Raw genomic sequence first — 12,543 nt, 5'->3', positions numbered from 1 at the left:
CCTGATGGCGAAACTATCCTCACGCATTTCTGAATTGCCTGTCGTCAAGCTCGCGTACCTCGCGAGCCAGCTGCGCTCGAAGAAGGAGCTGCTGGCGGCCGAGCCCATCGCGGTGGTGGGCATGTCCTGTCGCTTCCCCGGCGGAGGTGACCTGCCAGAGACGTTCTGGGAGCTGCTCGCCGCGGGCCGCGACGCGACCCGGGACGTGCCGGCCTCGCGCTGGGACGTCGACGCGTTCTACGACCCCACGCCCGGTGTCCCGGGGAAGATGTACACGCGCCGAGGCGCCTTCATCGACGGCGTCGACCTGTTCGACCCTGGCTTCTTCGGCATCACACCGCGTGACGCCAAGGGCATGGACCCGCAGCAGCGCATGCTGCTGGAGGAGTGCTGGCGAGCCCTGGAGCGCGCCGGCATTCCGCCCGCTGGCCTCACCGGGAGCCGCACCGGCGTCTTCCTGGGGCTGATGCACAACGACTACAACCTGCTGGGCATCGCCGAGGAGCTGGAGTTCCACTCGGCGTCGCTCAACTACCCGTCCGTCGCCGCGGGACGCATCTCCCACACGCTGGGCCTCCAGGGGCCCGCGGTCTCCGTGGACACGGCGTGCTCGTCGTCCGCCGTCGCCATCCACCTGGCCTGTCAGAGCCTCCGCAACGACGAGAGCGACCTCGCGCTCGCCGCGGGCGCGAACCTGAACCTCTCCCCCGTCACGGTGATGGTGGAGTGCCAGAACCGCATGCTGGCGGCGGACGGCCGCTGCAAGACGTTCGACGCCTCCGCGGACGGCTTCGGGCGCGGCGAGGGCTGCGGCGTCGTCGTGCTCAAGCGCCTGTCGGACGCGCTGGCCCAGGGGGATGCCATCCTCGGCGTCATCCGGGGCTCGGCGGTCACCCATGACGGCCGCAGCAGCGGGCTGATGGTGCCGAACGGGCGCTCGCAGGAGCGCGTCATCCGGGCGGCGCTGGACAGCTGTGGCGTGGAGCCGGAGCAGGTGGGCTACATCGAGGCCCACGGCACGGGGACGCTGCTCGGAGACCCCATCGAGATGGAGGCGCTGCGGTCCGTCTTCGGGCGCAAGGGCGATCGCGGTGAGCCGCTGTACGTCGGCTCGGTGAAGACGAACATCGGGCACCTGGAGGCCGCCGCCGGTATCGCGGGGCTCATCAAGGTCCTGCTCGCGCTGCAGAACGAGGCCATCCCCGCGCACCTGAACTTCGAGCGGCCCAATCCCAACATCCGCTGGGACGACCTGCCCGTCACCATCCCCACGGCCACCCAGCCCTGGCTGCGCGGTGACAGGCGCCGCATCGCCGGGGTCAGCAGCTTCGGCTTCAGCGGCACCAACGTGCACATGGTGGTGGAGGAGGCCCCCGTGCTGGCGCGCCCCCGCGTGGAGGCGGAGCGCCCGGTCCATGTCCTGACGCTGTCGGCGAAGAGTGAAGCCGCGCTCGAAGCGCTCATGGCAGCGCAGGAGCGCGCCTTGCCGGAGGACCCGGCGGTGCTGGGAGACTGGTGCTACACGGCGAACACGGGCCGCTCCCAGTTCGAGCACCGCGCCGCTGTCTCGGGCGCCACCGCCGCGGAGCTGCGCGCGAACCTGACGCGGCTGCGCGAAGAGAAGCTGCGCCCGGAACGCGAACCCCTCCGCGGAACGGAGAGCCCCCGGCCCGTCTTCCTCTTCACGGGGCAGGGCGCGCTTCGTCCTGGAGTGGGTCGGGAGCTCTTCGAGACACAGCCGGTGTTCCGCGCCGCGGTGGAGCGGTGCTCGAAGGCGCTGGAGGGCCTGCTCGATTGCAGCCTCGAAGCGCTCCTCTTCGGTGAGTCTTCCGCGACGTTCCTGGAGGACACGCGCCATGCGCAGCCCGCGCTGGTGGCCTTGGAGTATGCGCTGGCGGAGCTGTGGGGGGCCTGGGGCGTCACGCCCGCGGCGCTCATCGGGCACAGCCTGGGAGAGTATGCCGCGGCTGCCGTCGCGGGGGTGTTCAGCATCGAGGAGGCGCTGCGCCTGGTCGTGACGCGCGCGCGGCTCATTGGCGAGCAGCTGGGCGCCGGGGCGATGCTGGCGGTCTCCGCTTCACTCGATACGGTGAACCGGGCCATTGCGCCGCACGCCGACACGGTTTCCCTGGCGGCGGTCAACGGCCCCGATGACGTGGTCATCTCCGGGATACCCGACGCCATCACCGAGGTGGAGCGGGCCCTGACGAGCCAGGGCGTCCAGACGAAGCGCCTGCGGATGTCCTACGCGTTCCACTCCACGCAGATGGAGCCCGTGCTGAAGCCGTTCGCGGAGGCCTTCCGAGGGCTCACGCTTTCGGCACCGCGCATCCCGCTGGTGTCCACGCTGGAGGGCCGGCGTGTCGGCGACGAAATCACCCGGCCAGACTACTGGTGCCGTCAAATCCGAGAGCCCGTCGCCTTCGCCAAGGCGCTGGAGGCGTCGCGCGCGGAGGGGCACCGGACCTATCTGGAGCTGGGGCCCGCGCCCATTCTGGCTGGCATTGGCCGCAGGACCTTCCAGTCGGAGGCGCTGTGCTGGCTTCCCAGCCTGCGTCCGTCCACTGGAGAGACGGCGCAGCTGCTCTCCAGCGTGGCGGAGCTGTACATGCGCGGCTTCGACGTGGATTGGGCCGCGTTCGATGCGCCTTTCGAGCGGCGCCCGCGCTGCTTGCCGACGCAGCCCTTCCAGCGTGAGCGCTACTGGCTGGATTCGCGAAGCCCCGAGCATCGCCGCGGCGATGCGGCGCGTGACGACGCCGCGCGAGGCGAGGCGCACGCCCTGCCGGGGACACCGCTGTCGCTCGCGGGCGCCAGGGAGTCACGGTTCGAGGCCCGGCTGAGCAGGCACGAGCCCGCCTTCATCGAGGAGCATCGTGTGCTGGGCAACCCGGTGCTGCCGGCCGCCTGCTACGTCGAGATGGCGCTCGGCGCCGCGCACCACGCGACCTCGGGCGGGAAGCCCCTGGAGCTCACGGCCATCGAGCTGGAGCGGGCGTTGGTCTTCGCGGAGGGGCAGGCACAAAACGTCCAGACGGTCCTGACGCCCGAGGAGCAGGGCTCCCGCTTCGAAATCTACGGGCAGGGGACGGGGACGGCGGACCGGAGCTGGGCCCGGCTGGCGCAAGGTCGCATCACCGAAGGCCGCGCGCACCCGGAGAACGTGGCCCTGGAGTCGGGCCTGTTGCCGGCGTTCCCGCAACAGGGCTCCGTCAGCGCGCACTACGACATGATGGCGCGCGGCGGGCTGGAGTACGGCCCCTCGTTCCGAGGCATTGATGCGCTGCGGTTCGGAGGGGAGGGGTGCCTCGCTCACGTGCGGCTGCCCGATGCGCTCGTCCTCGGCCTGGGGGACTACTGGCTGCATCCGTTGCTGCTCGACGCGTGCTTCCAGACGGCGGCGGCGGCGTTCACGGACGGCGGCGCACAGGTGGCGGGTGACGGGCAGGGGCGCATTCCGGTCGCCATCGAGCGGCTGCGCTGGTTCAAGCGACCCGGGAGCAGCATCTGGGTGCATGCCCGAACCGGGGCGCGCACCTCGCTCGCGGATGGACTGGTGAGCGCCGACCTCCGCATCCTGGACGAAGACGGCGCCGTCGTCGCCGAGGTGGAGGGCCTGCTGCTGAAGCAGGTCGACCGCCGCGCGTTCCAGGCCGCCTTCTCGGGCGCGATGCAGGAGCTCCTCTTCGAGCTGGCGTGGCGGGAGCAGTCCATGCCCACCGCGCGTGACCAGGTGGCTTCACAAGCCGGGGCCTGGCTGTTGCTGGTGGACTCGGACCGCGTCGCGGACGAAGTCAGGGCGTTGGCGCGGCAACGTGGCTGGACCTGCGTGGTGGCCACGCCCGGTGCGTCCTACGAGCGCATCGACGCGACCCATCATCAGCTCAACCCGCATGACGCGGCCGGCTTTGACCGGCTGCTCCAGGACGTCTCCGCCACGGGCTCGGCTCCGGCGGCGGTGGCCTACCTGTGGGGGCTCGGTGATGGTTCTCCCGAAGCCCTCTCCGGCGCGGTGACGTCGAGCACCGTGGGCGCGCTTCACCTCGTGAAAGCGATGGCGCGTGCCAACTGGGCGCAGCCGCCCGCTCTGTGGATGGTGACGGAGCGCGCGGTGGCCGCCACGCCCACGGACGCGGTGGAGGGCTTTGCGCAGGCCTCGCTCTGGGGCTTTGGCCGCGCGGTGGCCATCGAGCACACGGAGCTCGCGTGCCGCATGGTGGACCTGGAGCCGGGCTCCGAGTCGCTGGAGCGGCTGTTCCACCTCATGGCGCAGCCGCCGCAGGAGAACGTCATGGCTCTGCGCGGCGGCCGGCTCCTGGGCGCGCGCCTCGTGCGCCCTGGCAAGCCACCTGAGCGCGCTGCGCCCGTGCGAATCCGCCCGGATGGCGTCTACCTCGTCACGGGAGGCCTGGGGGCGCTGGGGCTCGCGACGGCGGAGTGGCTGGTGGGGGCGGGGGCGCGGCACCTGCTGCTGGTGGGACGGAGCGAGCCCTCGGACGCGGCGAACGCTCGGCTCGCGGCGCTGACCGCGCGGGGCGTCAACGTCACCGTCGCGCGCGCCGATGTCTCACGTCAGGAGGACGTGCGGCGACTGGTGGCGGGCGCGTCCGAGCGGGGCCAACCCCTGCGAGGCATCATCCACACGGCGGGCGTGCTGGAGGACGGCGTCATCCTGCACCAGGAGGCGGAGCGCTTCTCGCGCGTGTTCGCGCCCAAGGTGCAGGGCGCGTTGAACCTGCACCGCGCCACGGCCGGGATGCCGCTGGACCTCTTCGTCATGTACTCGTCCGCGGCCTCGCTGGTGGGTGTGGCGGGACAGTCCAACTACGTGGCGGCGAACAGTGTCCTCGATGCACTGGCGCACCACCGCTGCCGCCAGGGACTGCCAGCCCTCAGCGTCAACTGGGGAAGGTGGGCGGGCGCGGGCATGGCCGCCAGGAGCGCGGACCGGCCGGAGACGTCGGATGCCACCAGCCTCTCTCCCGAATTGGCGCTGCAGGTCTTCGAACAGCTCCTGGAGCAGGGGGCCGTGCAGGTGGGCGTGGTGCCCTTCAGCGTCTCCTCGCTGGAGGCGGGGCCTTCGCCCGGCCATGGCCCCTTGTTCTCCGAGCTGATGCTCCGTGAGCAGGCCCGGTCCGCCGGGGCATCGCGGATGCATGAGCTGATGGAAGAGCTGAAGCGGGCGGACGCAGAGCGCCGGCGCGCGTTGCTGACGCGTTACGTGCAGAGCCGACTGGGGCCCTTGCTGGGCTTCGCTCCGGACCACGAGGTCCTCCAGAAGAAGATCTCCTTGAACGAGATGGGGCTCGATTCGCTGCGCGCGGTCGAGCTGAAGAACCGCATCGGCCGCGAGCTGGGGGTGGACCTGCTCATGGCGCGGTTCATCGACGGCACGACGCTCGACGGGATTGTGGATGCGCTGAGCACCCAGCTCGAGCTCAAGGAGCTGCTCGCGCGTGCGCCCGCGGCGGAAGCCACGGCCGACATCGAGGAGTTGACGGTATGAACCTGGGGGAACTGCTCGCGGAGCTGAATCGGCGGGGCCTGGAAGTCCGGGTGGAAGGCGACGCGCTGAGGCTTCGTGGCCCGAAGGGCGCCGCCAGCCCGGAGCTTCGTCAGGCACTGGCGGAGCACAAGCCCGAGCTGCTCGAACTCCTGCGTGCCCATGACGAGGGCCAGGAGGAGGCGCCCATCGTCCCGGTTCAACGCACCGGGCCCGCGCCGCTCTCCTATGGGCAGACGCGGCTGTGGTTCCTCGACCGCCTGGAGCCCGGGAGCACCGCCTACAACCTGATGTTGGCGCTGCAGGTCGACGGTCACCTCGACGTGGCCATCGTGAAGCGCTGCTTCACCGAGGTCATCCGTCGCCACGAGGTGCTGCGCACGCGTTATGCCGAGCACGCGGGCGTCCCGGTCCAGATTGTCGACCCGGAGCCCCGGTTCGACTTCCGCGTGCTCGACGAGCGCGAGGTGCTGGCCTCCGAGCCCGCGGGCGTGGAGGCCTTCCTCCAGCGTGAGGGCAAGCGGCCCTTCGACCTGGCCACGGGCCCCGTGATGCGAGTGCTCGTGATTGAGCGGGGCGTCCAGGGGCAGTACCTCCAGCTCTGCCTGCACCACATCGCGGCGGACGTGTGGGCGCAGGCCATCCTCGTCCGCGACATCGTGACGTTGTACGGCGCCTTCGCCAGCGGCCAGCCCTCACCGTTGCCGCCCCTGACGCTCCAGTACTCCGACTTCGCCGTCTGGCAGCGGGAGTACCTCCAGGGCGAGGTTCGCCAGAAGCTGGTGGACTACTGGCGCAAGAAGCTGGAGGGGGCGCCGCCGCTGCTCGAGCTGCCCACGGACCATCCGCGCCCCAAGGTGCAGTCGAACCGGGGCGGCGAGGTCCGCTTTGAAGTGGGGCCCTCGCTCACCGCCGCCCTGAAGGCGCGGAGCCACGTGGCCCGCACCACGCCCTTCGTGGGGATGCTGAGCGCGTTCTTCGTGCTCCTGCACCGCCTCACGGGGCGCGAGGACCTCGTCCTCGGCGCGAACTCCATCAACCGGACGCGCACGGAGCTGGAGCCGCTGGTGGGCTTCTTCGTGGACAACCTGGTGATGCGGGTGGACCTCGGCGGCGGCCCGGGGTTCGCCACGGTGCTGGAGCGCGTGCGTGAGACGGTGCTCGGGGCCTTCGCGCACCAGGACCTGCCCTTTGATCTGCTCGTGGAGGAGCTGAGGCCCGCGCGCAGCCTGGGCTTCAACCCGCTGTTCCAGGTGGTGTTCGCCTGGGTCCGCGCTTCCGGTGAGGCCCAGGACGAGACGGGCATCCGGATGCGGCCGCTCGAGTTCGAGGCGGAGGCGTCGCGCTTCGACCTCAACCTCTTCGTGGATGACCACGGCGACCGGCTGTCGGCGCGGATGGTGTTCAACCGCGACCTCTTCGAGCAGGGCACCGTCCAGCACTACGTGGACTGCTTCCAGGTGCTGCTCGAAGGGCTCGTGGCCGAGCCGCGGCGGCCGGTGGGCGAGCTGCCCGTGCTCCCCGCGGACGTCCGCGAGCGCGTGCTCCGGCAGTGGAACGACACGGGGACGCCGGAGGCGGAGGGCGCGTGCCTCCACGCGCTCATCGAAGCCCAGGCGCTGCGCGCGCCGGACGCGGTGGCAGTCGTCGTGGACGACTGGGAGCTGACCTACGGCGAGCTCGACCAGCTCAGCGACCGGGTCGCCGCGGCGCTCCAGGATTTGGACGTGGGGCCGGAGGTGGTGGTCGGCGTCCACCTGGACCGCTCGCCGGAGCTCATCGTGAGCCTGCTGGGGGTGATGAAGTCAGGGGGCGCGTTCCTCGCGCTCGACGCGGACGAGCCCGCGGACCGGCTCCGTCACATCGTCGCGGATGCCCGGCCCCGGGTGGTGATTTCCTCCGCGAAGCTGTCCGAGCGCCTGTGGGGCATGGGGGGCTTCGTCACGCTCCACGTGGACGAAGACTACCGGGACATGCCCGCCGCGCCGGGTCAGCAGCTCCGCCGCGACGTGCTCCCCGACCAGCTCGCCTACATCCTCTACACGTCGGGTTCGACGGGCCGGCCCAAGGGCACGGAGGTGACGCACCGGAGCATCGTCAACTACCTGCGCTGGAGCGTGGACGCCTACCGGCTCCGCGAAGGGACGGGGAGCCCGGTGATTGGCTCCGTCAGCTTCGACGGCACGCTGACGAGCCTCTTCGCGCCGCTGCTCGCGGGCCGCGCGCTGTTCCTCGTGCCGCGCGGTCACGAAATCGACCTGCTGACGTCCCGGGACTACCCCGAGCAGGGCTTCAGCTTCATCAAGATGACGCCGTCGCACCTGCGGGCCTTCAACGGCCTGGGGCGCACGCGCGAGGTGCTCGGCCGCACCCAGGCGGTGGTGCTGGGCGGGGAAGGGCTGCACGGCGTGGACCTGGCCGCGTGGCGCGAGCAGGGCCTCCCCACGCGCGTCATCAACGAGTACGGCCCCACCGAGGCCGCGGTGGCGTGCTGCTTCGAGACGCTGCTGCCGGAGGGCGCGCCGCCGCCGGAGCGGGTGCCCATTGGCCGGCCCATTCCGCACATGCGGTTGTACATCCTGGACCGGTACCTCCAGCCGGTGCCCGTCGGCGTCCCCGGCGAGCTGTACATCGGCGGCGTCGGACTGGCCCGAGGCTACCTGCGCCGGCCGGACCTGACGGCGGAGCGCTTCATCCCCAACCCCTTCGACGGGGGCACCGAGGGCTCGCGGCTCTACCGCACGGGGGACCACGCCCGGTACCTCTCCGACGGGCGCATCGAATACCTGGGCCGCCAGGACGACCAGCTCAAGATTCGAGGTCACCGCGTCGAGTCGGGAGAGGTGGAGGCCGCGCTGGGTCGTCATCCCGACGTCGTCCAGGCCGCGGTGCTCCTGCAGCGTCCGCCAGGCGGGGCGCCGCGCCTGGTGGCCTATGTGCAGCCCCAGTCGATGGAGAACGAGGACTTGCGGGCCGAGCTGCGCAAGTCCCTGCGTGAGGTGCTGCCCGAATACATGATGCCGGAGGTCATCGCCGTCCTCCCGGAGCTGCCGCTGACGCCCAGCGGGAAGATTGACCGCAAGGCGCTGCCGCCCGTGGTGTCGGAGGCCCCCGTGGCCAGCGCGCTGGCCCGCACGGAGGCGCGGACCGAGACGGAGCGGCAGCTCCAGGCGCTGTTCGGCGAGCTGCTGGGGCTGAGCACCGTGGCGCCCACCGACAGCTTCTTCGAGCTGGGAGGCCACTCGCTCCTCGCCGTCACGCTCATCTCGCGCATCTCCGCGAAGCTGGGTATCGAGGTGCCCCTCAACGAGGTGTTCGACCGGCCCACCGTGGAGGCCCTGGCGCACTGGGTGGACGAACACGCCAGCAAGGTCACCGCGCTGATTCGCCAGCTGCCCGCCTGTGTGATGGCGCTGAAGCCCCTGGGGCACAAGCCGCCGTTGTTCCTCGCCCCGCCGTCCGCTGGCAGCCCGGCCGTCTACGTCACCCTGGCTCGCCACCTGGACGCGGAGCAGCCCGTGTTCGGCTTCCAGATGCCTGGCGTCATGGACGACCAGCTGCCACCGGAGACCATCGAGGACACGGCCGCGCTGTATGTGGCGGCCCTGCGGCAGGTCCAACCGCGTGGGCCGTACCGCATCGCGGGCTGGTCCTACGGGGGGCTCGTCGTCTGTGAGATGGCGCGGCAGCTCGAAGCGTTTGGGGAACAGGTGGCGCTGCTCGGCTTGATTGACGGCGCGGCGCTGGACCGGCTGGCCGCGCACGACGGTACCCCGCATGAGCTCCCCGCGGGCTCCCAGCTCATCAAGGTGCTGGGGGAGGCCCAGATGCCGCGGGACTACGCCAGCCTGAGATTGATAGGCGAATGGATGGGCATCAGCCTCCCCGAGGCCTGGGCAGACCTGCTTCGTCGGGATACAGATGGGCAGTATTCATACCTGTGGCGTTTCTTGCGAGACAGCACGCTGACGGCCCGGAATTTCCTGGCAACACGCCGCTCCGAGCAACTCTATACGTTCTCTTCGTACGGTGGCTCCGCCACACTCTTCAGGACGGGTCCGGTGACCATTGGCGGCGACCCGCTCGTCGACAGTGTGCGCAGGTTCGCGCTTGCGGGGACGGAAGTGATACCGGTTCCAGGCAATCACATGACGCTCATCATGGATGAGCGGAACGTGGTCGTGCTTGCAAATGAAATACAGAAATGTCTGGATAGGGTTTTGACGCTCCCGCCAATCGCAGAAGTGTCTCGGGCGGAGATGCCAGCAACGGGGCTGGCTGCGCAGCTCCCCATGGAGGTCATGTGATGCCGCACCGAGTCCTTGCAATGGATGGTACGTCTATTTCCGGTGGTGAGGGGTATGTCACCGCGGGCTTGCTCAAGTCGTTGAAGGAGACGCTGACCAGCCGCGGAGGCGGGCAGAGCCTGCTGAACGACGTGGAGCTGTTCTCCGGCACGTCCGCGGGGTCCTTCAACGCCGCGTTCTTCGCCACCTACGAGAACCCCGATGACGCCTTCCCCAAGATCCTCGACTTCTGGGGTGAGGTCGTCCAGATGAACCGCAAGGCGGTGTCGCTGGGGCGGACCGCCATGGCGCTGACGGGCAACGCCGCGCTGCTCGACTCCAGCTACATGCGCGACTTCTTCTGCAGCTACTTCGGCGCCACGCTGCGCCTGGGAGACCTGAAGCGGAAGGTGGCGCTGCCGTCCTTCCAGCTCGACGGCCACCGCAAGTCGCTGCGGACCTGGAAGGCCAAGGTCTTCCACAACACCGGTCCGGACAACGACACCGACCACAACGAGCTGGTGGTGGACGTGCTGATGCGCAGCGGTTCGCCTCCGCTCTCCTATCCCGTCTACCAGGGCATCCGGGAGCAGGGCAGCGGCTACGTCGACGGCGGCATCTTCGCCAACAACCCGTCGCTGGTGGCGCTGGCGCAGATCATCAACAACATCACCCGCAAGAGCCGCGCGGAGAAGGTGGAGACGCTGGAGACGGAGCCGCCCGACCTGACGAACATCCTGCTGATGTCGGTGGGCAACGGCTGCATGTCCTCGTACCTCACGCCGCACTTCTGTCAGGGCGTGGCCAACTGGGGCTTCTCCAAGTGGCTGCTGGACTTCCACGACCCCATGGTGCTCGTGAAGATGATGCTGGAGGCCGGCTCGGACGCGGCGGACTACCAGTGCCGCATGATTCTGCGGAAGAAGTACTTCCGGCTGAATCCGGTGGTGGACCAGACGCTCTCCGCGGCGAACCTCAAGCAGGTGGAGTCCACCGTCCAGAGCCTGCTGAGCACCCAGTCCACCGTCTCGCAGCTCAACCGTGCGCAGACGTGGATCGGGAAGTCGGGCTGGGTGTCGGACGCGGCGAAGGCGGCCTAGCCCCAAAGGTGGATTGAGATGGCCAGGATCATTCTTGTCTCCGGTACAGGCGGCTCCGGGAAGACCACGGTGGCGGCGGCGACGGCGCTCGCGGCCTCCCGCCGGGGGCTCCGGACCCTCGTGCTCTCGTTCGACCTGTCCCACGGCCTCAGCGCCGCCATGGGCGTCGAGCGTCCGCTCTTCTCAGGGCCCCGGGGCGTGCCCGTGGGCGTCAACGACCACCTGTCCTTTCACGAGGTGGACGTTGGGGAAGAGCTCCGCCGGGGATGGAACGAGGGCCAGGGCGGACTGGCCGCGCTCGTGGATGGCGGGCTGGAGCGCGTGAATGCGGGGGAGGTGGCGATGACGGCCGAGGCGGCCCACGTCGTCATGCTCCTCCGGCTGGGCGAGTCCCTCCGCGAGCAGCAGCACGACCTCGTCATCGTGGATTGCCCGTCCACCCGCACGGCCCTCCAGTTGCTCAACACCGTGCCAGCGATGAGCTGGTACGCGCGCAAGCAGCAGGCGCCCGCGCAGCCGGGGCGCAGGGCACGCCTGCTGGCGGCGAGCCTCCACGGCGCGGACGCGAGCCTGGAGGTTCGCGACCGGCTGAACGCCGTGGACGCGCTGCTGCACGACCCGGAGGTGACGACCCTCCGGCTGGTGACCACCGCGGACACGGTGTCCGGGCAGGAGGCGCAGCGGGCGTACACGTACTTCAGCCTGCTCGGCCTCGCGGTGGACTGCGTCGTCATCAACCGGCTCGAACCGGAAGCCGCCGACGCCGGCTCCGACCGGGTCAAGGCGCAGCAGGCACAACTGGAGAAGCTCCAGGCCGCCTTTTCGTCGCTGCTGCTGTTGAAGGTCCCGCACCAGGCCACGGAGGTGGTGGGGGAGAAGCCGCTGGAGGTCTTCGCGGAGCAGCTCTACCAGGGCGAGGACCCCGTCCGTCTCACGGCCCCGCAGCCTGCCCTGGGCATCCGCAAGGACGCAGTGGATGCGTATTCGTTGGAGGTGCGGCTCCCCTTCGTGGCGAAGAGCGAGGTCGAGCTCTTCCGCCGCGGCGCGGAGTTCGTCATCCAGGTCGGGGCCGTCCGGCGCAACGTCGTGTTGCCTCGGATGATTGCACTCCTCCCGACGTCGGGCGCCCGCATGGAGGGTGACCGGCTCATCGTGAGTTTCCAAAAAGAAAGAGGTGTTTGATGTCCACGCAAGACGATCGTTATCCGCAGGGTTCCTTTGGCGCTTCGCCGGAGTACGGTGCTCGGTTCGCCGAGCTCACCAACGCCCTGATTCCGGGCGGGCGAGGCCTGGTGCAGCAGCTCTTCCGCGCGAAGCAGGAGGCGCTCAAGGGCGTCGCGCACATCCTCGACGCGCAGATTCATGAGCTGCAGCACATCGACGCGGCCATCGAGGACCGGGCGAAGCAGGCGCACACGGCTCCGGCGGCGGGCCAGCCGCACCGGTCCGGGGTGTCGTTTGGCGACGTGCTCCAGAAGGCGGGGGACCTGATCCTCGCGAAGCGGCCGAAGGGGGCGCCGGCTTCCGAGGCGTGCGCCCGGCCCAGTGACCGCCGTGCACCTCCGGCGAGCGTCACGAGCGAGGCTGCGACGGGCACCGCGTCCAGCCCCGCGCCGGAACCGCTGGAGAAGATTTCCATCAGCTAGTCGCAGCG

The 12,543-nt window shown here is 70.1% G+C and carries 5 protein-coding genes; all 5 read left to right on the top strand.

The genetic code is table 11. The features are described from left to right. Positions 1-4: 4 nt before the first annotated feature. From HV826_RS00805 to HV826_RS00785, 5 genes are read left to right on the top strand one after another with little or no spacing between them, the layout of a single operon-like run. The gene (locus tag HV826_RS00805; RefSeq protein ID WP_176415091.1) at positions 5-5,506 is read left to right on the top strand and encodes a type I polyketide synthase; all 5,502 of its coding nucleotides are present in this window, start codon (positions 5-7) and stop codon (positions 5,504-5,506) included. Further along, positions 5,503-9,810 (top strand): non-ribosomal peptide synthetase, encoded by a 4,308-nt coding sequence (locus tag HV826_RS00800; RefSeq protein WP_176415090.1) that lies wholly within the window; start codon positions 5,503-5,505, stop codon positions 9,808-9,810. The genes HV826_RS00805 and HV826_RS00800 overlap by 4 nt, the downstream gene beginning before the upstream one ends. Further along, positions 9,810-10,889 (top strand): patatin-like phospholipase family protein, encoded by a 1,080-nt coding sequence (locus HV826_RS00795; RefSeq protein ID WP_176415089.1) that lies wholly within the window; start codon positions 9,810-9,812, stop codon positions 10,887-10,889. The genes HV826_RS00800 and HV826_RS00795 overlap by 1 nt, the downstream gene beginning before the upstream one ends. Before the next feature lie 18 nt (positions 10,890-10,907). Beyond that, positions 10,908-12,071 carry an ArsA family ATPase gene (locus HV826_RS00790; RefSeq protein ID WP_176415088.1) on the top strand — a complete coding sequence of 388 codons (1,164 nt, stop codon included), beginning with the start codon at positions 10,908-10,910 and terminating at the stop codon, positions 12,069-12,071. After that, positions 12,071-12,535 carry a hypothetical protein gene (locus HV826_RS00785; RefSeq protein WP_255216984.1) on the top strand — a complete coding sequence of 155 codons (465 nt, stop codon included), beginning with the start codon at positions 12,071-12,073 and terminating at the stop codon, positions 12,533-12,535. Before HV826_RS00790 ends, HV826_RS00785 begins: the two co-directional genes overlap by 1 nt. Positions 12,536-12,543 lie beyond the last annotated feature (8 nt).

The organism is Myxococcus sp. AM010, from assembly GCF_013372585.1.
Taxonomy (GTDB): domain Bacteria; phylum Myxococcota; class Myxococcia; order Myxococcales; family Myxococcaceae; genus Myxococcus; species Myxococcus vastator.
This window is presented reverse-complemented; position numbering and strand designations above follow the sequence as displayed.